Origin of the sequence: Actinokineospora spheciospongiae (genome assembly GCF_000564855.1) — a bacterium.
Taxonomy (GTDB): domain Bacteria; phylum Actinomycetota; class Actinomycetes; order Mycobacteriales; family Pseudonocardiaceae; genus Actinokineospora; species Actinokineospora spheciospongiae.
Genome location: NZ_AYXG01000145.1, coordinates 1 through 22,203 on the forward strand (window position 1 = coordinate 1; position 22,203 = coordinate 22,203).

At 73.9% G+C, this 22,203-nt stretch carries 16 protein-coding genes; 12 read left to right on the forward strand and 4 right to left on the reverse strand.

The genetic code is table 11. The annotated features are described in order from the left end of the window. Positions 1 to 213: 213 nt before the first annotated feature. Both UO65_RS36840 and UO65_RS36845 read right to left on the reverse strand, forming a co-directional pair. Entirely contained in the window at positions 214 to 810 is a 597-nt protein-coding gene (locus tag UO65_RS36840; protein ID WP_035284564.1) for an NAD(P)H oxidoreductase, read from the reverse strand. Beyond that, positions 807 to 1,190, reverse strand: a complete 384-nt coding sequence (locus UO65_RS36845; RefSeq protein WP_161784485.1) for a hypothetical protein — start codon at positions 1,188 to 1,190, stop codon at positions 807 to 809. The genes UO65_RS36840 and UO65_RS36845 overlap by 4 nt, the downstream gene beginning before the upstream one ends. 100 nt (positions 1,191 to 1,290) lie before the next feature. Between UO65_RS36845 and UO65_RS19135 the strand changes: the two genes are divergently transcribed. The 11 genes from UO65_RS19135 to UO65_RS19185 all read left to right on the forward strand — a co-directional run bounded on the left by UO65_RS19135 (position 1,291) and on the right by UO65_RS19185 (position 19,006). Next, positions 1,291 to 2,559: a tetratricopeptide repeat protein gene (locus UO65_RS19135; protein WP_152552160.1), complete on the forward strand. Its 1,269-nt coding sequence runs from the start codon at positions 1,291 to 1,293 to the stop codon at positions 2,557 to 2,559. A 297-nt stretch (positions 2,560 to 2,856) separates the two neighbouring features. Beyond that, the gene (locus tag UO65_RS19140; RefSeq protein ID WP_035284570.1) at positions 2,857 to 3,249 is read left to right on the forward strand and encodes a hypothetical protein; all 393 of its coding nucleotides are present in this window, start codon (positions 2,857 to 2,859) and stop codon (positions 3,247 to 3,249) included. Positions 3,250 to 3,302: 53 nt separating this feature from the next. Further along, complete coding sequence (locus UO65_RS19145; RefSeq protein ID WP_052021369.1) at positions 3,303 to 4,946, forward strand: ABC transporter ATP-binding protein; 1,644 nt, start codon at positions 3,303 to 3,305, stop codon at positions 4,944 to 4,946. Next, a complete protein-coding gene (locus UO65_RS19150; protein WP_035284574.1) occupies positions 4,943 to 6,706 on the forward strand; it encodes an ABC transporter ATP-binding protein in 1,764 nt (587 codons plus the stop codon). Before UO65_RS19145 ends, UO65_RS19150 begins: the two co-directional genes overlap by 4 nt. Before the next feature lie 88 nt (positions 6,707 to 6,794). Then, positions 6,795 to 7,646 carry a TetR family transcriptional regulator gene (locus UO65_RS19155; RefSeq protein WP_035284576.1) on the forward strand — a complete coding sequence of 284 codons (852 nt, stop codon included), beginning with the start codon at positions 6,795 to 6,797 and terminating at the stop codon, positions 7,644 to 7,646. A gap of 122 nt (positions 7,647 to 7,768) precedes the next feature. Continuing rightward, positions 7,769 to 8,944, forward strand: a complete 1,176-nt coding sequence (locus UO65_RS19160; protein WP_200873407.1) for an acyl-CoA dehydrogenase family protein — start codon at positions 7,769 to 7,771, stop codon at positions 8,942 to 8,944. Positions 8,945 to 9,139: 195 nt separating this feature from the next. Further along, positions 9,140 to 9,628 (forward strand): YbaB/EbfC family nucleoid-associated protein, encoded by a 489-nt coding sequence (locus UO65_RS19165; protein WP_052021362.1) that lies wholly within the window; start codon positions 9,140 to 9,142, stop codon positions 9,626 to 9,628. A gap of 2 nt (positions 9,629 to 9,630) precedes the next feature. Beyond that, positions 9,631 to 9,954, forward strand: a complete 324-nt coding sequence (locus UO65_RS19170) for a WXG100 family type VII secretion target (protein ID WP_052021363.1) — start codon at positions 9,631 to 9,633, stop codon at positions 9,952 to 9,954. Between the two features lie 9 nt (positions 9,955 to 9,963). Further along, positions 9,964 to 16,599, forward strand: coding sequence for a WXG100-like domain-containing protein (locus tag UO65_RS19175; RefSeq protein ID WP_233427741.1), 6,636 nt, complete (start codon positions 9,964 to 9,966; stop codon positions 16,597 to 16,599). After that, a complete protein-coding gene (locus UO65_RS19180) occupies positions 16,599 to 17,039 on the forward strand; it encodes a hypothetical protein (RefSeq protein WP_035284579.1) in 441 nt (146 codons plus the stop codon). Before UO65_RS19175 ends, UO65_RS19180 begins: the two co-directional genes overlap by 1 nt. Then, complete coding sequence (locus UO65_RS19185) at positions 17,036 to 19,006, forward strand: YrhB domain-containing protein (protein ID WP_161784486.1); 1,971 nt, start codon at positions 17,036 to 17,038, stop codon at positions 19,004 to 19,006. The genes UO65_RS19180 and UO65_RS19185 overlap by 4 nt, the downstream gene beginning before the upstream one ends. Here UO65_RS19185 and UO65_RS19190 read toward each other — a convergent pair. Then, positions 18,976 to 19,902 carry an alpha/beta fold hydrolase gene (locus UO65_RS19190; RefSeq protein ID WP_052021364.1) on the reverse strand — a complete coding sequence of 309 codons (927 nt, stop codon included), beginning with the start codon at positions 19,900 to 19,902 and terminating at the stop codon, positions 18,976 to 18,978. The genes UO65_RS19185 and UO65_RS19190 overlap by 31 nt on opposite strands. A 160-nt stretch (positions 19,903 to 20,062) precedes the next feature. Beyond that, entirely contained in the window at positions 20,063 to 21,250 is a 1,188-nt protein-coding gene (locus UO65_RS19195) for a hypothetical protein (RefSeq protein WP_035284583.1), read from the reverse strand. A gap of 144 nt (positions 21,251 to 21,394) precedes the next feature. Here UO65_RS19195 and UO65_RS19200 point away from each other — a divergent pair, with 144 nt between their 5' ends. Continuing rightward, positions 21,395 to 22,117: a polyamine aminopropyltransferase gene (locus UO65_RS19200; RefSeq protein ID WP_035284585.1), complete on the forward strand. Its 723-nt coding sequence runs from the start codon at positions 21,395 to 21,397 to the stop codon at positions 22,115 to 22,117. Positions 22,118 to 22,203 lie beyond the last annotated feature (86 nt).

Here is a 22,203-nt window from a genome sequence, read left to right on the forward strand (position 1 = left end):
CCGGCTCGCCGGTCCCCCTCCTGTGCACCCGCCCCTGTGCGCCGCTTGTCCTGGCGGGTTCTTGCTTGGTCTGTTGTTGTTGAATGAGTTATTATCTTGATAGTTAATAGGCGATAAATATTTCATAGGTTGAAACGGGGGAGTTCACGAGCCGCCCGTGTCGACCGACCTCGTGGCCTGGTCCCTGATTCCCGCAACAGGCCCCGGAGGTCGTCACGGACCGGCACAACCGATGAACTCCTCGACGACGGCGTCCGCGGTGCGCCAGATCCTGGCGAGCACCGAGGGGTCCTCGGCATCGACGCTGTCGTGGATCAGGCGCACCCGGGAGTGCTCGATGCGGCAGAACTCCGCCACCTCGACCCGGAGCTGGCGGTCGAGGTGGCGGTCGAGGCCCGCGGTGGCGAACTGCTCGGCTGAACTGCCCGCGAGCCCCAGCCACAGCGTGCTGCGCACCGCGAGGTTCGACCCCTCCCGGGTGTAGGCGAAGCCGTGGGCCCAGGTGCGTTCGATCCAGCCCCTCAGGATCGCGGGCGGCCCCGACCACCAGACCGGGAAGACCGCGAGCACGTGATCGGTCCGCCCGATGCGCGCCTTGTGCCCTTCGACCTCGGGCGAGCCGGGCTTGCCCGGGTCCGCCCAGTCCGGTTCGTCCTCCGGCCGCATCCTCGGGTCGAAGCCCTCGGCGTACAGGTCCAGGAAGTCGATGTCGAACCCAGCGTGGACCAGCCGGGCCCGCACCCGCGCCGCGACCTGGCCGGTCAGCGAGCCCGCCCGGGGGTGGGCGAGCACCAGCAGGACCCGGTTCACCGGTTGACGTGCACCGACTTGTGCCTGCTCTCGGTGAAGGTGGCCGGGCGGCAGGCCGTCGTGCACCGGGCCATCGGGGCGGTGTCGGGATCGTCGAGCCGCCAGGAGGTCTCCACGCTCGCGTAGGCGCCGAGGTCGGCGATCTTCTCGGGGCGGGAGACGAGCGTGCGGGTGGCCACGTCGATGGTCTCGACCAGGATCTCGTCGTCGGCGACCTCGAAGTGCTCGTGCAGCAGCGCGATGCCGAACCGCCCCAGCATGCCGTGCTCGGCGAGCACCGCGCGGAGGTCGTCGAAGCAGGGCCGGTCCGCCTCGGTCAGCGGGGGCACGTCGTCGATGTCGGGCAGGGCGGGCAGCGGAAGTCCACCGATTCGGCTCACCATGGCTCCTCGGGTTGTGTCGGTGACGCAATCGTGCTGATCGACGCCCGGCGTTGTCATCACTTTCGGTCAACCTCGGTCACCCGTAAGATCACGGAGTGTGAGACCGGTCGAACGGGGAGTTCCGCCCGCGCCCACCGGGGCCCAGTGCGTCGACGACGTGGTGCGGCGACTGCGGGAGCTGCGGGCGTGGGCCGGGGTGTCCGAACGCGAGATGCACCGCCGGGTGCGCCGCGCCCGGTCCGGGCGCGGGGTCGCCGAGCTGCCCGCGTTCGACACCGTGCACCGCTGTTTCTCCCCAGGCCGCAAGCGCCTCAACGAAGACCTGGTGGTGGAGATCGCCGCCGTGCTCGGTGGCGACGCGCTCCGGTGGAGGCAGGCCCTGCAAGGGCTCGCCGGGGGGCGGTTGCCCGAGTCCCCGCGGTTGGGTGGTCGCGTGGAGCCGAGGTTGCTGCACCACTACTGGCACACCGCCGTGTCGGCGATGGCCCGCTACGCCCCGTACGAGTGCCACCAGCGGCCGGTGGCCCACTCCCCCGCGCCGGTGTTCCGCTCGCGCGCGGACGCGACCGCGTGGCTCAACGCCGAGCGCCCCACCCTGGTCGCGGTCGCCGGAGCGCACAGCGCCGAGTTCTCGGAACTGCTGGGCCAGTACCTGGAAGGCGGTTGCCACTACCGGGATGCGGAGACCCTGCACACCGCGGCGGCGCGGTCCTCGTGCCCGAGGACGAGGGCGAACGCGCTGAGGCGGCTCAGCGTCGTGCGGTGGAAGACAGGCCGGTACCCCGCGGCGCTGGCCTGCCTGCGGGAGGCGTTGACGCTGTTCCGCGCCTGTGGTGACCGCGCGGGTGAGGGGAAGGCGCTCAACAACCTGGGCAGCGTGTACCGCCGGATGGGCCGCCCGCGCGAGGCGTTGCGCTGTTACCCGCGGTCGATCGCGTTCGCCGGGCAGGCGGCGGATCGCGACGCCGAGGCCAACGCGCGGAACTGCCTGGGCATCCTCCACGCCTGGCTCGGCCGCCACCGCGCCGCGGAGGAGCAGCAACGGATCGCCCTCGACCTGTTCCGCGACATCGGCAACCAGTCCGGTGCCTGCCGGGTGTGGTGTGACCTCGGTGATGTGCTGATGCGCACCGGGAGGTACGACGCGGCCCTGCGGTGCTTCCCGCCCGCCATGGCCGCCGCGGCAGACGTCGGCGACCAGGTGGGTCTCGGCTTGGCCCTGGCCAGGGACTGGCTGGTGCACGCCCGGCTCGGCACCGGGGCGTCGTCGGACCGCCTCGACCAGGCCCGGCGCATAGCGGCGGAAACCGGTGACTGCGCCCTGGAGTCCGAGATCCGGTATGGGCCCCGTGTGGTTCGCTGGTGACTCTTCTATTCCTGACTGTGCTTCAGAATTCCTATATATCAAGATAGTTGATAGGGATTAGATGTTTCAGAGGGTGATACACACGGTCACCCTCAACTGCCGGCGTGCGGGGGTCGCTGAGTACCGTTGCCGTGATCCCCGGGGGTGATCCGGTGTGGACGGTGGCGGCACGACACCGGTGAGCGGGGCTCGCTTCTCCCGGGAGGCGCCGCGACCGGCTTTCGGGTGTCGATCCCGACCGCCTGGGCGCGTCCTGGTACTACGATGGCGAACGGCTCGACGCGGGAGGCAGTGAGAGTGACCACCTGGACCGATGTGATCAACTACGTCCGCACGCGGTACGAGGTGCTGGAGGAGAACGAAAGCTGGCTCCGCTTCCGGCTCGACACCGAGGGCACCCGCACCCAGCAGGTCGCGGTCCACCACGTCCCCGACGCGGACGGTCGGGCGTGGCTGGAGATCTCCTCGGCCGTCGGTCGGGCCGACGCGGTCGACCAGCGCAGGCTGCTCGAACTCGCGGGCACGGCCCTCATCGGCGGGGCGGCCGTGTCGGGCGGCGTCGCGCTGCTCAAGCACACGGTGCCGCTGGAGGACCTGAGCGTCCTGGAGGAGTTCGAACGGCCGCTCAAGCTGCTCGTCGCCAGCGCGGACGCCTTCGAGCACGAGCTGACGAACGCCGACGACTTCTGACCGCGGTGGAGGGGGGCGCGGTGCTCACCGGGCGGGCGGTCCTGCGCCGGTCGATGCGCGCGCAGCGCGGCCGAATCCTCGCCGCCGCCGCGCTGTTCACCGGCTACCAGGCGGGTGAGGCGGCGGTGCCGATCCTGATCGGGGTGGTCATCGACCGCGCCGTGGCCACCGGGGACGCGGGGGCGCTGCCGGTGTGGCTGGGGCTGCTGGCGGCGGCGTTCGCCGGGTTGTCGCTGTGCTGGCGGTTCGGCATGCGGGTCGGCACGCTCGCCGGGGTGCGGGCGGACCGGGAGCTGCGGCTCGCGGTGGCGGCCAGGGCACTCGACGCCCGCGGCGGGGGCGCCCTGCTCCCCGGGGAGGCGGTCAGCGTGGCGACCGCCGACGCGCGGCGGACGGCGACGGTGAACTTCCTGGTGCCGCACGGGATCGCCGCCGCGGTGGGGATCACCGTGGCGGGTGCGGCGCTGCTGGCCTTCTCGGTGCCGCTGGGACTGCTGATCCTGCTCGGCACGCCGCCGTTGCTGCTGGTGGTGCGGCTGTTGAGCGCGCCGCTGGAGCGCCGCGGCGCCGCGCAGCAGGAACGCGCAGCGCAGGCGGCCGGGGTCGCCGCCGACCTGGTGCGCGGGGTGCGGGTGGTGAAGGGGATCGGCGCGGAGGCCGCGGCGATGGCCCGGTACCGGCGCACCAGCCGCGAATCGCTCGACGCCACCCTGCACACCACTCGCGCGGAGGCGGGGTACTCCGGGGCGGTCATCGTGGTCAACGGGCTGTTCCTGGCCCTGGTGGCGCTGGTCGGCGGTCGGCTGGCGGCGTCGGGTGAGATCACCGTGGGCCAGTTGGTGTCCGCGGTGGGGTTGGCGCAGTTCCTGCTGGCGCCGCTGGGGACGTTCGGGGAGATCACCGCCGCGCTGGCGGCGGGCCGGGCCTCGGCGGCGCGGATCGCCGGTGTGCTCGCCGCGCCCGCGGCGGTGACCGGCGGGGATGACGAGGTCACCGGGCCGGTCTCGGGTGAACTGGTGCTGACGGGGGTGCGCGGCCCCGGGTTGTCCGGTGTGGACATCCGGGTCGCGGCGGGCGAGTCGGTCGGGGTGGTGGTGACCGATCCCGCCGCCGCGACCGCGCTGCTGCGCTACCTCAACCGCGAGGCGGACCCCGAGTCCGGCCACATCGGACTCGACGGGGTGGGCTTCGGCTCGCTCGACCCGGCGGCGCTGCGGGCGGCGGTGCTGGTGTCCCCGCACGACGCCGACCTGTTCGAGGGCAGCGTCGAGGAGAACCTGTCGGTCCGGGCCTCCCCCACCGCCGACCTGGCCCGCGTCGCCCCGGCCACCCGGGTGGACCAGGTGGCGGAGGCGCTGCCCGCCGGGCTCGCCAGCGCGGTCACCGAGCGGGGGCGGTCGCTCTCGGGTGGGCAGCGGCAGCGGGTCGCGCTGGCCAGGGCGCTGCTCGCCGATCCGCCGGTGCTGGTGCTGCACGACCCGACGACAGCGGTGGACGCCGTCACCGAGGCGGGGATCGCCGCGGGGCTGCGCGAGCTGCGCGCGGGGCGGACGACCGTCCTGCTGACCAGCAGCCCGGCCCTGCTCGCCGAGGTCGATCGCGTCGTCTTCGTCGACCGGGGTTCGGTGGTGGCCACCGGCACCCACGCCCGGCTGATGGCGCAGAACCCCGGCTACCGCGAGGCGGTCCTGACGTGAGCACCCCTCCCCCGGGCAACGCGCCGCTGCCCATCGCCGCACCGGAGCGCACCCGGAAGCTGGTGTGGGCGCTGCTGCGACCGCACCGAACGCAGGCGGTCCTCGCCGCGGTGGCGCTGCTCGGGGCGGCGGGGCTGAGCCTGCTCACCGCTCCCCTGCTCGGCGGCGTCGTCGACCTCGCCGCGAGCCGGAACACCGGGGCGATCACCGGTCGGGTGGTGCTGCTGGCGCTGGCCGCCCTCGGCCAGGGCGGACTCGCGTTCGGCGGGTTGGTACTGGCCTCGCGGCTCGGTGAGCGGGTGCTGGCGGAGCTGCGGGAGGGCTTCGTCGACAGCGTGCTCGCGCTCCCGCTGGAGCGGATCGAGGAGGGCGGGTCGGGGGACCTGACCTCGCGGGTCACCGAGGACGTGGCGGCGGTCAGCGAGGCGGTGCGGCAGGCCTTCCCCACCTTCGTGCAGTCGGCGCTGGTGATCGGGTTGACGCTGTTCGGGCTGCTGGCGCTGGACTGGCGGTTCGCCGCGGCGGCGCTGGTGGCGGTGCCGATCCAGGTGGCGACCGCGCGCTGGTACCTGCGCCGGTCCGGGCCGCTGTACGCCGCCCAGCGGGTCGCCGCGGCCGGGGAGCAGCAGCAGTTGCTCGACAGCTTCGGCGGTGCGGCGACCGTCCGCGCGTTCCGGCTGGCAGAGGACCACGTGGCCGCTGTGGGGCGGCGGGTGGACACCACCAACGGCCTGGTCGTCGAGGTGACCAGGACGCAGACCCGGTTCTTCGGCAGGCTCAACAGCGCCGAACTCCTCGGGCTGGCCGCGGTGCTGGGCATGGGGTTCGTGCTGGTGGACGCCCGGCTGGTGACCATCGGCGCGGCCAGTGCCGCCGCGCTGTACTTCGCCAACCTGTTCGGGCCGGTCAACTCGGTGCTGTTCCTGCTCGACACCCTCCAGTCGGCCACGGCAGGCCTGGCCCGGCTCGTCGGGGTGATCGACGAGCGCCCCCGGGCGGGCGCGGGCACCGGCGCGGTCCCGGCCGACGGGTCGGTGAAGGCGGTGGGACTGCGGCACGCGTACGTCGCCGGCCACGAGGTGCTGCGCGGGGTGGACCTGGACATCCCGGCGGGCAGCACCGTGGCCCTCGTCGGTGCGAGCGGGGGCGGCAAGAGCACCCTGGCCAAGCTGATCGCGGGCATCCACCGGCCGACAGCGGGTTCGGTGCACCTGGGCGGGGTGGCCCTGGCCGACCTGGACCCCGTCGCGCTGCGCGAGGCCGTTGTGCTGGTGACCCAGGAGGTGCACACCTTCGCGGGCACCCTGGCCGAGGACCTGGCCCTGGCCGCGCCCGGGGCGGACGCCGACGCGGTCCGGGGCGCGCTGGCCACCGTCGGGGCGCTGGACTGGGCGCTGGCGCTGCCCGACGGCCTCGACACCCGGGTCGGCGCGGGCGGGCACGAGCTGACCGTGGTCCAGGCCCAGCAGGTCGCCCTGGCCCGCCTGGTGCTGGCCGACCCGGCGCTGGCCATCCTGGACGAGGCCACCGCGGAGGCGGGCAGCAGCGGTGCCCGGGTCCTGGAGACCGCGGCGGCGGAGGCGTTGCGCGGTCGCACCGGCATCGTCGTGGCGCACCGGCTCAGCCAGGCCGCGGCGGCGGACCTGGTGCTCGTCCTCGACCGCGGCCAGGTGGTCGAGCAGGGCCACCACGACACGCTGGTGGCCGCGGGCGGCCGCTACGCCCGCCTCTGGGCGGCGTGGTCCACCGACCGCGCCTGAACCTGAAACCGACCGAGCGAACGCTCTGGTCGAACGGGATTTCAGCTACGATCACCCGCACTGCGACGGCGAGTGCGGGAGGGCGGCCTTGGCTCGATCGACCCCGGCGCGCGGCACCGCCGACGCGGACCGGGTCGCGCTGGGTTCCCGGCTGCGGCAGGCCCGCCGGGCAGCGGGGCTGACCCTTCGCGAGGTCGCGGGCGCCCTCGCGGTCAGCGCGGGCACCTGGAGCGCCGTGGAGAACGGGCGCACCAGGATCACCGAGGACCGGCTCGCCGCCGCCGCGGCCCTGCTGCGCACCCGACCGGAAGACCTGGTGGAGAGCCCGGAGCGGCCCGAGGGCAGCGACTGGCGGGCCTTCCCGCCGCTGGAGCTGGAACCACCGCTGGCGGGGGCGCTGGAGGCGTTCGTCGAGCTGGGCTACCACGGTGCGGGCGTGCGCGACATCGCCCAGCGGGCCGGGTTGTCCGTGCCCGGCGTCTACCACCACTGGGCGAGCAAGCAGGACCTGCTGGTGGCGCTGCTCGACCTGGCGGCGGCGGACCTGCTCGCCCGCGCCAGGGCGGCGCGGGCCGAGGGGGACGGGCCGGTGGAGCGGTTCACGCGGCTGGTCGAGTGCCTGGCGCTGTTCCACACGCACCGCCGCGACCTGGGGTTCATCGGCGCAGGCGAGATGCGCGGCCTGGGTGGGGAGAGCCGGGCGCGGATCACCGCGGCCCGGCAGGAGGTGCAGCGCATGGTCGACGACGAGGTGGCCGAGGGTTGCCGACGCGGGCTGATGGGCACCCCGCTGCCGCACGAGGCCGCGCGCGCGGTGGTGACGATGTGCACCGCGCTGCCGCGGTGGTGGTCACCGGAGGGGCCGTCGTCGCCGGAGGAGGTCGCCCGCCAGTACGTCGACTTCGCCCTCGACGTCGTCCGGACCGGGCACTCGCGTTGACAGCGAACCGGACCGCGGCCTAGCGTCGAACCGACCAAGCGCTCGGTTTGTTCAGGAGGCTTCCCGTGTCGGTGTACGTGCTCCCCGCGCCCTCGGACCGTGCCCGCGCGCTGTACGACCGCATGGTGGTCTTCATGCAGGAGCAGGTCCTGCCCGCCGAGGCCGCCTACGCCGCGCACCGGGCGGCGGCCGGACCGGACGGGCACGAGGTGCCGCCGGTGGTCGAGGAGCTGAAGGGCGCGGCGAAGGCCGCGGGCCTGTGGAACCTGTTCCTCCCGGCCGAGTCGGGCCTGACGCAGCTCGAGTACGCGCCGATCGCCGAGCTGTCCGGCTGGAGCCTGGACATCGGCCCCGAGGCGATCAACTGCGCGGCCCCGGACACCGGCAACATGGAACTGCTGCACCTGCTCGGCACCGAGCAGCAGCGGCGCGACTGGTTGGAACCCCTGCTGGCGGGCGAGATCCGCTCCGCGTTCGCCATGACCGAGCCCGAGGTCGCCAGCAGCGACGCCACCAACATCGCCACCCGCATCGAGCGCGACGGCGACCGGTACGTGGTCAACGGCCGCAAGTGGTGGACCAGCGGTGCGATGGACCCCCGCTGCGCCTTCTTCATCGTCATGGGCAAGACCGACCCGGCGGCCGAGGCGCACCGGCAGCAGTCGATGGTCATCGTGCCCCGCGACACCCCCGGGGTCGAGGTCGTGCGGGACCTGCCGGTGTTCGGCCACCACGACCAGCACGGCCACGCCGAGGTCCGGTTCACCGACGCGGCCGTGCCGGTGGGCAACATCGTCGGCGAGGAGGGCGGCGGGTTCGTCGCCGCGCAGGCCCGGCTCGGCCCCGGCCGCATCCACCACTGCATGCGCGCCCTCGGCGCCGCCGAGCGGGCGCTGGCCATGGTGGTCGAGCGGGCGAGCACCCGGGTGGCGTTCGGCGGGCCGCTCATCGACCAGGGCGTGGTGCGCCAGCAGCTCGCCGAGTCCCGGCTGGAGGTCGAGCAGGCGCGGCTGCTGTGCCACCACGCCTGCCACGTGATCGACACCCAGGGCAACAAGGCCGCCCGCGACCTGGTGGCCATGGCCAAGGTCGCCGTGCCCCGCGCCGTCACCGCCGTGGTGGACCGGGCGATCCAGATCCACGGTGGGGCGGGCGTCACCGACGTCACGCCGCTGGCCGCGATGTACGGCTGGCACCGGGCGATGCGCCTGTTCGACGGGCCCGACGAGGTGCACCTGCGCTCGGTGGCCAAGGCCGAACTGCGCCGCACCCCCGTCCTCACCCCACCCCGGGGGTAGGACCTGTCTCCGAGACCGGGTTCCCCGACGGAGCACCAGCGTCTGGGACCGAGGCCGATCGGCAGCGGTGCCGGTCACCCGGCGGATGGTTCTCGGTGGCCTCGTTGTCGACGGGCTGTGGACAACCGGTCACAGGGGGGAACGCCGCGCGGTAGGGTTGCCCCCGCTCGGCTTGGGGACGTTTCAGGGGGACTGGTGGCGGACGACGATCTGGAGCTGTTGCGTGCGCGCAACGCTGCGGCGAAGGAGCAGGTGGACGGCCTGCTCGACACCTTCCGGCAGCAGACCGAGGCGCTGCGCGAGGCCCAGGACGCGGCGCTGCGCGCCAGCGCGTCGTTGACGTCGAAGGACGGTCTGGTGCGGGCGAGCGTGGATTCGTCCGGGGCGCTCAGCGCGCTCGAGTTCGCGCCGTCGGCGTTCGACCGGTCGACACCGGAGGCGTTGGCGCGAGCCGTGCTGCAACTGGCCCGCCAGGGTGCGGCGGAGGTGCGCGAACGGGTGTCGGACCTGATGGCGCCGGTGAGCGGCGGGCTGCCCGACCTCAGCGACCTGTTCGACGACGCGCCCTCCCTGCGCGGGCTGATGGCAGGCATCCCAGTCCCGCAGGCCGACGCCCCGCCCTCGCACGAGTCGCCGGGCGACGCCGACGACGACGTTCCCGATAGCTGGCTGCGGCGGCGGTAGTCGTGGTCGCACCCGGGGGGAAGATCGACATCCAGCCGGATGTCGCGGCGCGCGCGGCCGAGCGGTTCGCCGCGGCCGCCGAACGGTTGGCGGGTGTCGCCGCGACGCTGGAGGGCGCGCTCGGTGCGGCGGGCGAGTGCTGGGGCGATGACGAGTCCGGCCAGGAGTTCGCGAAGGACTACGTGCCCGGCGCCGACGGCACGGCACAGGGCTTCGCCGCCGTCGTCGAGGGTCTGCGCAACGTCCACCGAGGACTGGTCGACACAGCCAGGTCCTACCGGGACACAGAGGGGACGAACACGGCGGGTTTCGGGGGCGGTGGCTGAGCCGTGGGCATGGAGATCCCCGACGAGGTCAAATGGCTGCTGCCCATCGTCGTCGGTGAGAGTTGGCCGGAGGGCGACGAGGACGGGCTCCGGCGGCTGCGCGACGCGTGGCACGCCGCCGCGCGAGGCATCCCCGGCGTGTCGGAGACGGCGGACCGGGGCGCGCGGGAGGCGCTGGCGTCCTGGTCCGGCGAGGCCGCGCACAACTTCGAGACCCTGTGGAAAAAGTTCGCCGAGGGCGACGACGCGTACTTCACCGCGCTGGCGAAGGCGTGCCAGGCGCTCGGCGACTCGGCCGACGCGACCGCGCTGGACGTCGAGTACACGAAGTACATGATCATCGCATCGCTGGTCGTGCTGGCGATCTCCATCGCCGCCATGCTCGCGACGTCGTGGTGCACCTTCGGCGCGTCGACGGCGGGCATCGTCCCCGCGCAACTGGCGACCCGGGTGGTCGTTCAGCAACTGTTCCGGCAACTGCTGCAGAAGCTCGTGCAGCAGGGCTTCAAGAAGGTCGCCCAGGAGATCGTCAAGCGGGTCCTGGCCGAGGTGCTCCAGAACGTCGCGCTCGACGTCAGCATCCAGAGCCTGCAGATGGTCGCGGGCGAGCGCAAGGACTGGGACTGGGACAAGACCACCGACTCCGCGATCAGCGGGGCGGTCGACGGCGCGATCGGCCTGGCCTCCGACGCCGCGCCGAAGAACGTCACCCGCGGGGCCTCGGACAGCGTGGCCCGCCACGTCGTCGACGACGCCGCGCGCGGCATGGCCCGGGGGGCGACCGAGGGCGTGACCTCCACCGTCGCCCAGGCCGCGGTCACCGGCGACCTCGACGAACTCAGTGCCCGCGACGTCCTCACCGGCGCCTCCAGCGGGGCCGTCGACCGGGGGGTCGACCGGGTCAAGGACGGCCCCACCCCGACGGCACCGTCGTCGAACCCCGCGGCGGACGCCGGTTCCGCGACCGCGGGCTCGCAGGTCGCCCCGGTGCCGCGGCCGGTGGTGGGCGCGGCGCACACCAGCACGGAAGCAGCGTCCGCCCCACCCGCGGCAGACCCGTCGACCGGACCGCGCACACCGCCGCACCCCCCTGCCCCTCCCCCATCCGGTCCCGACACCCCGACGGGCAGCCACTCGCTGGGCGACGGCGGCGCACGCCCCGCCCAGCCCGCGACCGGGGGGAACTCGCACGGCCCGACGTCGAGCCCGTCCCGGGGTTCCGGGGGCAGTCCGTTCGGACCTGCGCAAGGCGGCGGGCAGGTCCCCGCCCCGCACAGCCAGAGCGGCGGCTCCCCGAGCACGAGCCACCCGGTTCCGGGCAGCGCAGAGCCCCGTGGCCACAGCGCGTCCTCGCAGGGCCACAACAGCTCAGCCCCGGCACAGCCCGCAGGCGGCGATCACAAGGCAGGTGCCGCTCGAACACCCGACAACCCAGCGTCGTCACCGCACTCCGGCGGGGGGAATCCCGGGCACAGCCTCGACGGCGGCTCGTCGCAGGCGCACAACAGCCGCCACACCGGCACCGGGGGCGCCGCGCACGGCACCGACACCGGTGCACCGCACGCGGCAGGCAACTCGTCCCAGAGCGCTCCGCACCCCGGCGGTGGCAGCTCCGGCCACCCGAGCTCCCCCACCTCGCACCCCGGCGGTGGAACTCCCGGCACCTCGGGCTCGGCAGGGCACGGCGGCCCCTCGCAGAGCATTCCGCAGGTGCCCGGCGGCGGGCCCGCCCACGGCCACCCCGGTTCCACCGGTCACAGCAGCCCGCCCGCCGCGGACTCGGGGCACCGCGCGGACAGCCCGCGTGCGCACGACCACGGCCAGTCCTCCGGTGGGGGGTTCGCCGGAGGCAGCGGCCCCGGTGCGCCCGGCGAGAGCCGCGGCGGCTCCACCAAATCGGCGGGGTCCACCACACCGGGCACGGCCACCGGCGGCTTCGGTGCGATGCCGAGCGGCCTCGCCCCCGACAGCGGTCCCCCGCTGTCGGGGTCCACGCGCGGTCAGCAGGGCGGCGGTGGACCCGGGTTCGGCCAACAACCGGTGGGCGGGACTCCTCCGGGTGGCGGCCACCCCCCGTGGGGTGGCGGCAGACCGCCCCAGCGGGGCGGCTCCTGGCAGGGTGGCGGTGTACCGCAGCGGAGGCCGGTGCCCCCGTCGTCACCGGACAACTTCCACGGACCACGCCCGGAGGGCCCGCCTCCAGGAACCGCACCGCGCGGACGCGGACCGCGCCCCCACGGCGATCAACCCCCGATGCCGCCTGGTCCGCGGGCAGGCTTCGTACCGCTTGGGCCTGGACCGCAGGGCGCTCCCCTCCAGCAGGGTGGTCCGCAACACCCGGGTCCGCAGCACCCGGGTGGGCAGCACCAGCAGGGCGAGCAGCACGGGCAAGGGGCGCCGTTCCAGCGAGGCGGTCCGAACCGGACGGGCAGGCACGGCGGTCACCCGCCCCGCCGGAACGCCCCGGATCAGCCGGGGCCGTACCGGCAGGGACCCGCGGGCGGGTGGGGACCGAACCACACCGGCAGCAGGCCCAGCCCGCACCAGCAGCCGTCCGGCGTCCAGCCGCCCGGGGGCACCCGCGGCGACAGGCCGCCGCGGGGTTCCCAGCCGGACCGGGTGCCGGGTCCGCCGCCCGACCGGCAGTTCCCGCCACGCCACTCCGAGGCCGGACAGCGCCCGCCGGACGGGCGTACCCCGCAGGCACCTGCTCCGCACCCCGCACAAGCACCGCCGGAGCAGCACACGCCCCCGGAGGGTGATCGGTGGCGGCCCCAGGCTCCGGACGGGCCCCGGGCCCCGGAGCCCGGCGCAGCCCGACCGGTCGACAGGACACCCGCGCGGCCGACGAGGTCTGAGGCGGATGCCGAGAGCCCGGTGCCGAAGCGCGCCGACCCGAAGCCGGACCACGCGTTCGAGACCAGCACGCCCGACGAGGACAAGCCGAACGACACCGCGTCGGGCGGTGGCAGCCCGGCCGGGGACGAGCCGGTCGACACCGAGCAGGACACGCCCCCACCTGTTCAGAGCAGCATCACCGACGCCTTGGAGCCGTCGACGGAACCGCCCGACATCAGCGACGGGTACCTGTACGACCCCGACTACCGGGCCGGGCGCGAGCAGAACGCCTCCTTCGCCCGGCTGGTCCTCGGGCCGGAGCACAAGACCGACCGCCTCGATGCGCTGACCAGCGAAGCCCTGCGGTTGCGTGACGCCGCGCCCGAGCTGGCCCGCTTGTCCGACGCGGGGGCGATCGCCCTGCACACCTACACCGAGCACGACGTGTTCGACAACGTCAACTCGGCCATGCGCGTCGGCCCGGGGCGCGATTCGCGGGCGTTCGAGAGCATGGTCGACGCCAACCGGGCGATCGTGTCGGCGATCAACGAGCTGCCCGCCCGGCGACTGAGCATGGTCCGCGGCATCACGACGTCGCGGGGCGCGGCGGGGGCGCGGTGGATCGCCTCCCAGTACGAGGTCGGCAAGACCACGGTCGAGCCCGCGCTGGTGAGCGCGACGATCAAGGAACACCCGGACGACAAGAGCGGTTTCGGCGACGACGTCGAAATCCACGTCGAGGGCAAGACGGCCCGCGACATCCAGGCGCTGTCGCTCAAGGACGGCGAGCGCGAGGGCATCACCAAGCCCGGCAGCCAGTGGCACACCGTCTCCAAGGAGACCCGCGAGGTCCTCGGCGCGGACGGCGCGCTCCGGGAAAAGACGATCATCCACGTCAAGGAGGTCGTCGCGGGCGACCCGGAGCACCTCGGCCCGAGGGAGGCCGAGGCCGAGCTCAACCGGCGTCGTGGGATCAACGCGGCCGAGAGGACCCGCCGCGAGGCCGAGGCCGCGAAGGCCGCGGCAGGCGGCGGCAACTCCCCCATCTTCGACGCCCTCGGCGGTGACGGCGCCGAGGCCTCGACGCCCGACGGGGACGCACCCCGCCCGAACAGGTCCCCCGGCGAGTCGCTGAGGAACCGCCTCGACGGGGACGGCACGGCGTCGAGCAGGGACGCGGGGTCGGACGAGGCCTCGGGTGCGAGGCGCGCCGACCGCCAGGGCGAGGCCCGGTCGGAGCACCGCACCCAGCCCGACGGCAACGCCCGGGAATCGGCAGCGCGGCGACCCGGAGCGACCACGGCACCGCACCAGCCGGACACCGCCCACACACCCGACCGCGCCGAGGCGCCGACCTCGACCCGGGCAGACCAAGCGCAGAGCACACCCCGGGACCGCGTCGACGGCCGAATCCCGGCGCACCGCGCCGAGGCGCCCGCACCGCCCCGGCCCGACAACGCGCAGGGTGCTCCACACCGGAGTGGAACAGCACCCGACTCACCGGGGTCCGACCACAGCCGAAACCCTTCGCAGCGCGAAGGTTCACCGGACCCGGAGCGTCTCGACCACGGGCAAGGCGCACCGCAGCGCACGGGGGCACCCGACTCGGCGCATCCGGGGCAAGGCGCACCACGGCAACGCACAGGGGCAACCGACGCACTGCGGTCGGAGGACCCCCCGACCGGGCCACGGCACCGCGATGAGGTCGCGCCGGGGCACCGCACAGCAGCGCCCGAGGCGAACCGGCCCGACAACGCGCACACCGCCGCGCCGCAGGCACGCCCCGGCGGGCAACCCGCGCCCCTGCGCAGGTCTGACCACGCCCAGACCGTCCGACTGCCCGATGAGCACCGGCCCCGGTCCAACGAGCACCCGCCGCCTGCGAACCCGCGGCGGCTCATGAGCAGCGGGCGGATGGCGGACCTCACGCAGCCCGTGGACCCCCGCCTCAGCTCCTCGCAACAGTGGGGACGGCTGTCCCGCGCCACCCGGCCGCCGTTCGAGGCCGCGATCCACGCCGGAACCGCGCACCCGTTCGACGCGGGGCGGTACCTGGCCGCGGAGCACCCGAAGATCGCGGTGGTGAACCCGGGGTTCCGCCACCCACTCGCCCACGAGAACGGATTCCGCACCAACTGCACGAGGGTCGCCACGGCTTCGGCGCTGCGGCACGCGGGCATCGAGGCGGAGGCGGGCCCGGTGCGGCCCGAGCACCTCGACTCGCACGGAACGCTGGAGTACGTGCAGGACCGGCTCGGCGGCTCGTGGCAGGAGCACCGGGACTTCGACAGCGTCATCCGGGAAATGCGCGGGCGGGCGACCGGCTCGCGCGCGGTGGTCGCGGTCGAGTTCGTCGGTCCCGGCGGGACCACCCACAAGCACGTCGCCGACGTGGTGCACACCCGGCACGGCGTCGCGTTCGTGGACGGGCAGTCCAACACCCTGCTGCACCTGCCCACGAACGCCCACCGGGTGCGACTGCTGCCCTACGACCTCGAAGAGGTGTCCCGCAGGCATCGCGAGCGCGCCGTCGGGACACCCCCCGGGCAGCACCGCGGAGAGGGCGGGTTCGGCGGCGCGGAGCCCGATCCCGGAGCGGATCGCCCGCACGGGTCGGAGGATGCCGGGACCCCTGCCGACCGGGGCACGCCCGCGGTGGACCCGCGCGGGCTCCCGACGGCCGAGGAGGTGCGGCAGTACCTGCGCCGCCCGGAGGTCGAGGCCGCGATGCGGTTGGCCGACCGGGCCAGCCTGCGCGACGATTCGGCCAAGATCACGGTGCGCGCCAACGGGGAGGCACTCCGCCTGCACGTCGGCGAGGCCATCGCCGTCCTGCTGCCGCGCCACCCGGAGTTGCTGCGGTCGATGCGGAACACCCCGTTCCTGGAGACCTCGTTCCTGCAGCGCCCGCAGGCCCTGGCCAACCTGCTGAGCCACCACGAGGCGGTCGGAATCCTCAACGATTGCCTCGACCGCACCGAGGACGGGGGCGGCGCGGCGCGGGCAGGCGAGCCCTCGGCCGCGCCGCGGCCTGCCTCGCGCACGCCGGAGCAGGTGCGGATCGCCGACGATGCGCGCGGCTTCGCCAACGACACCCCGGTCGACCAGCGGCAGCAGGGCGGGTACGACAGCAGCCGCGACGGCGACGACGACTACCGGCGCGAGTACCTGGAGTCGCTGTTCTCGAACTGGGCGGGCAAGCAGCGACTGCTGCACTCGCTCGCCGCGGAGGTGGCCGAGGCGGCAGGCGGTGAGGCGCATTCGCGTCGATCGGAGAAGAGCCGCGTCCGCGCGTGGGACAAGGCCTCGGCGCCGGGCAGGACGCCTGCTCAACTGACCGACCTCGTCGGCTCGAAGGTGCAGTTCCACACGATGTCCGACGCCTACCGCGGCTTGGCGGCGCTGCTGTCGATCGTCGACCGGCCCGGCAGCCCCTTCGAGATCGTGACCTTCGACGACCGCTTCGCCAAACCCCAGGTGAGCGGCTACCGGGACTTGCAGATGACGGTGCGCATGACCTTGCCCGACGGGTCCGCGCACGTCGGGGAACTGCGGCTGCACCTGTACAAGATCGACGAGGTGGCGCGGTACGAGCACGCCCTCTACGAGGTGCGCCGGGACATCAGGGCGATGGCCGCCGAGCGGGCGGCGGCGGAGAACGCGGGACGAGCGCCGGAGGACCGGGTCGCGCCACGCATGGCGGCGCGGGAGCAAGCCCTGGTCGACTCGATCCTGCGCCGCGAGCAGGAGTTGTTCGGCGCCGCGTTCGCCGAGGCGGGCGGGACCACGGAAAGCGATGAGGCGTGATGGCCGGGACAGTTGACCACTTCCGCTACTGGCAGACACCGTACCGGGTGGAACGGGGGGAGGACGGGGTCGAGCACGGCTACCTGCTCAACCGCGACACGGGCCGGTTCGACACCGCCGACGACCTGGTGTTCGAGGTCGTGGGCGCGACGACGACGAGCCACATCACGACCGTGCCCGTCGAGCAGTACGTGTGGGAGTGCGAGGAGCTCCGGCAGCAGCTCTCGGGTGAGGGCCCGGTGTTCGCGCTCTACGACACGATCGAGGCGATCTACGCCAACGCCCGGTCCGAGGGCCGCAAGCGGCTCGACCCGGCCGAACGCGCGCTGGTGACCTCGTTGCGGCAGCGGACGCACGGGTTGTGGGAGGACGACGAGCGCAGGCGGGCCGCCGGGCAGGAGCCGAAGAACGTGGTGACGGGCAAGCGGGGGCAGCGGTGAGCGTGCGGGGCTGGCGGATCGACGCCGACGAGGCCGTGCGGCGGGTCGAGGAGTGGCTGCGGGTCAGCGGGCTCGACACCCTGGGGGTGGAGCGGGACAAGGTGGTGCGCACCCCGGAGGGGTGGTCGGTGCCGTACAACTCGCTGACCCACATCGACGGGTCGAACCCGCTGGCGGAGCTCTTCCCCGCACCCGCGTTGATCGTGCGGGAGCCCGACGGGCAACTGCGGCAGGCGCCACCGATGCCGGACATGGTCAGCACGCCCGCGGCGGTCCCCGGTGAGCGTCGCCTGCTGGAACTGCTGGACCCGGAGTTCGAGGAGTCCGGGTTGCAGTACCTGGGCGTGCCGCCGCAGGCCGTCGTGGGCTGGCGGGACCCCGAGACCGACGAGCAGATCCCGAACAGCGGGTACCGGCCCGGCGGTCTGCGCAAGGGGATGCGCAGGCCGCGGGAACCGCTGGAGTGGGTGCTGGTCTTCCGCAACGCGAACTGGCTCGACGACCGGCAGTTCCTGGTGGCGTTGACGCAACTGGACGGGTACGTCCCGCAGCCCGCCCGGGGTGTGGTCTACGCGAGCACCCTGGCCATGGGCGTGGACGGCGGCGACACCAGGTGGGTCAAGGTGTCGCTGTCCACCTACGCCCAGAACGTCTCGGCCGACTCGCGGGTCACGCTGCGCGGGGCGCAGCGGACGGAGCACTTCCGCGCCGGGGACCTGGCGGAGGTGCTGCGGGACTTCCCCCGGGTCTTCGCCCCGGTGTGGGAGGAGCACACCCGGTTCGACCAGAGCGAGCAGCTCGCCGCGGAACTGCGGCTGCTGGCGGGCGAGCTGGGCGTGCAGCCGATGGAGCACGGGCCGGAGGGCGCGGTGGGGGCCGCGTTCAAGAACGGGTGGGAACTCCACGACGACCAGGTCCGGGCGATCGCCCGCGCCGGGCTGTGGAGCCGGGCCGCGTCGGAGAACAACCACCCGCTGCCCGCCGACCCCACCGCCGAGGGCTTCCGCACCGGCTACGACGACGACGGCCGTCCCCTGCCCGTGCTGGACACCTACGGCAAGTTCCACCCGAACCACAACTACGGTTGGCGCTACAGCTATCCGAAGGTGCTCGGCGCCTACCTCGGCTTCGCGCTGGGCGAGGCCTCGGCCCGCGCCAACAACGGCGGCCGGTGGTCGGCACCCGACCAGTTCCGCATCGGGCCCCACACCCGCCGCCTCCTCGCCCTGACCGACGGCCTCATCCGCCTCGCCCACGACCACCCGAACCCCGGCGGGCTCGCCGCTGCCGCCCGAGCGGGCCTCACCGCCGACGACGGCTGGCTGCCGAGGGTCCTCGGCCCCGTCCCGGCGCTGGTCGACCCGGGCGCGGCGGGCCTCGTCTCCGCCCTCCCGCTCGCGCTCCTCGAAGGCGGTCCGCACTCCCGCCCCGAGGGCGGGCTGTTCACCGCCGTCCCGGCGCTGGCCGCCCCGGAGGACGCGCAGGCCACCCACCACCTGGCCCGGGTCTTCGCCGAGATGCTGCGCAAGCAGCCGTTGGACAACCGCCTCTGGTTGCTCCTCCCGGAACTCGACCTCCGCGACCTCGACCTGCGGCTCCCCGACTACCGCTGCTCCGGTGTCCCCGACATGCCCCACCCGGCGCGCCTGGCCTCAGCGCGCGACGCCATGACCACCCTGCGCTTGGCGCTGGCGGCGGCCTCCGGCCACGAACACCTCCCCGAGTGGACCTACCGCCGCGCCATCCAGCACGAGGGCAACCGCCCCCTCGTCAGCGCCATCGCCGGAGCCGTCCTGGGCAGCCACATCGAGGCCCCGGGCCTGCGCTACCTCGACCGCCTCCCCCAGCGGCACATCATCGAGACCCTGGTGGAGGACGCCTTCGCCCACTTCAACCACGCTTCCCCGAAGAACCGCCCCGGTCACTGGGACCGCCGCTACCCGCCCGTGCGGGTCGAGGAACGGTGAACCGCGGAAGCGGCGCCGGGGTGTTCGACGGGGTTGAGGTAGGGGAGGGAATCCAGGGGCCGGTCGGTGAAGAAGTGGACCATCAGGTCGGCCAGTTCGGTGTCGCGTTCGAGGTGCAGGAGGTGGTCGGCTTCCTTGACGGTGGTGAAGCGGCCGCCGATGGCGCGGGCGACCTCGCGGCCCCTGGCGGGCGGGGTGAAGGTGTCGTGCTCGCCCGCGATGAGGAGGGCGGGCGCGGTGACGGTGGGGTGGGTCAGGTGCCAGGAGTGGGCGAGGAGGCGCTCGCGGTGGGTGAAGTCCTGGGCGAGGGCGCGCTGGTCGCGGGTCGCCATCGTGTGGCGCATGTGCCGTTCCACGATCCGGCGCCGCTTCACGGGCAGGTGCGCCGGGGACATGAACTCCCCCACCATGGCGTCGGCGAGTTCCCCGAACTGACCGGCGTCCCACATCCGGCTCCAGTGGTGGACGCGGGCCACGGCCTCGGGGGTCAACTCCGCGGTGAGCGCGGTCAGCATCAGGCGGCGCACGGCCCGGGGGTGGTCGTGGGCCAGCCGCAGGGCGATCGGGGAGCCGAAGCAGCCCCCGAAGAGGTTCACCGGCCCCAGCGACAGCGCGCCGATGGTGTGGTGGACGGCCCCGACCAGGAAGTCCGGGCCGTGCTCGGCGGGCAGGTGGTCGGAATCCCCGTAACCGGGGAGGTCCAGGGTCACCATGCTGGTGTGCTCCAGCAACTGCCGCTCGTAGCGCATCCAGGAGTGCCGGTACTGGGAGGAACCGCCGATGATGACGAGTGGTTCGGTGGCGGCGGCACCCGTGGTGGCGGTGCGGGCCACGAACCGGAAGCCGCGGTACTCCAATTCGTGGTCGGTCGCTCGGACGCAGGCGGTGGTAGACATCGCGCCTGCCTACCGGATCACCTCCGGGGCTGGTGACCACGAGGGGCGTTTCGCCGTGGGTTTCACTCGGACGAGTGGCGAAATGCCGGGCTGGCGCGCCGGGCCGGGCACCTCCTCGTTGCCCGCCCGACCGGGTCGGGCGGGCAACGAGGAGCGGTGATCACCCGACCTGCCACCGCGTGGGTTCGGTGGTGTAGCCGGAGGGCGTGAAGCCCCAGGAATGACCGACCACGACCCGGTTCTCGCTGAGGTCGCCGGGGACGGCGTTCGGCAGCCCCTCGACCGGGGGCAGCGGGATGGCCGTGCCGCGGGTCCACAGGGTGAGCGCGTTGTAGCCGGACGTGCCGAGCACGTCGCCGTTGTCCGCCACCAGGTACGCCGATGTGCCGACCCCCTCGGGCGTCGTCAGGAGCGATGCGGGAGCGCCGCGCCGCCACAGGGTGGCGCGGGCGGCGCCCTGGCCGGTGCGGCTGGTGCCGACGACGTCACCGCGGTCGTTGATGGTCTTGGGGCCCGTGCTGATGAACGCCTGCAGGTCGCCCTCGGGGGCGCGCAGCACGGTCGGCACACCGTTGGTCCAGCGGACGCCGAGTGCGCCGAAGGAGCCGCCGGCCACGAGCACACTGCCCGAACCCACGACCTCGCCGGAGTTGTTCATCCCCTCGACGGTCAGCCTGAACTCGCCGTCGCCCTCGGGCAGGCCGGTCGGCTCGGGCAGCTCCGCGCAGATCCCGTCGGCCCGGCAGGAGAACGGGAACTGGACGGTCTCGGTCCCGGTGAAGACGTTGGCGGTGCCCGCCACCTCTCCCCTGTCGTTGAGGAATTCCGGGGAGATGCTGACCGATCCGGGCACCGGACCCGGGGGCGGGGTGAGCCGCACGAGTGAGCCGTTGCGCTTGGCGACGGCGAACTTCCCCGGTTGGCCGACCGCGGCCCAGCCGAGCAGCACCTCGCGCCTGCGGTTGACCGCCAGGCCCTGGCTGCTGACGACCGGCTCGGGCGCCGCGATCGGGGTCGCAGCCCCGGTGGGCGAGAAGAGCACGGCCCGGTCGGCCACGTTGCCGGTGGACCACCCCGCGCCGTTCATCGCGCGCACGTTCGCGTCGGCGCCGAGCCGGATCAGCCTGCCGCCGCGCCACAGCACCGACTCCCCCGGTTCGGTTCGCAGGTGGCCCGCGACGGTGCGCCCGTTGTCGCTGACGAAGGCCGCGACCCCGCCTGCCACGCCCTGCGGCAGCGGGAACGGGGCCGCCACCGCGGTGACCGGGGTGGCCTGCGCGCTCGGTGCGGCGAGCAGCGCGGCCAGCGCCGTGGCCACCGCGGTCGCGGCGAGCACCTTGTTCCTCATGGGACCTCACGTTCCGCCTAATGGATTAATCTGCATAATTACATTATCTCGATCGGGCGCGCGGGTCCATCCCCGACCGAAGACCGGTCACCCACCGGTCGCTGTCTATGCTGGCTCGATGCGCACACCCGCCGAGCCGACCTGGTGACCGCCCGCTTCGAGGAACTCGACTGGCGGCCGACACCCCTGGGCGAACTCGTCCTGCGCCGCAGGCTCGACCCGGTGTCCGGTCGGCAGGTCCACGAGATCAAGCTCGGCGACGAGTTCCTGATGTCGAGCATGTTCACCGCCTCCGAGGTCGCGCTCGGCCGGTTGGCCCTCGGCAGGCTCGACGGCACCGGGCTCGACGTGGTGGTCGGCGGGCTGGGGCTCGGCTTCACCGCGCGCACCGTCCTGGAGAGCACCGCGGTCCGCTCGCTGGTCGTCGTGGACGCGCTGGCCGAGGTGATCGAGTGGCACGAGCGGGGCCTGATCCCCGCGGGCGCCGAACTGACCGCCGACCCGCGCTGCCGGTTCGCGCACGGCGACTTCTTCACCATGGCCCGCTCCGCCGACGGCCTCGACCCGGCCGAGCCGGGCAGGCGCTTCCACGCGGTCGTCGTGGACATCGACCACTCCCCCAGGCACCTGTTGCACCCGGACAACGCGGTGTTCTACACCCCGGCCGGGCTGCGGCACCTCACCTCGATGCTGCACCCCGGCGGCGTGTTCGCCCTGTGGTCCAACGACCCGCCGGACGCGGAGTTCACCGAGGTCCTCTCCAAGGTGTTCGCCGACGCCGCCGCCGAGGTCGTCACCTTCGACAACCCGTTGCAGCAGCGCGACGCCACGGCCACCGTCTACCTCGGATCGGTCCCGCCGGCCTGATCCCCGGGTGAACGCGGTGGGGACGAAGCCGTTCCCACCGCGGTGGTGGCTGGAGTTCACATCGTCGAAACCACCCGGGCGAAGCG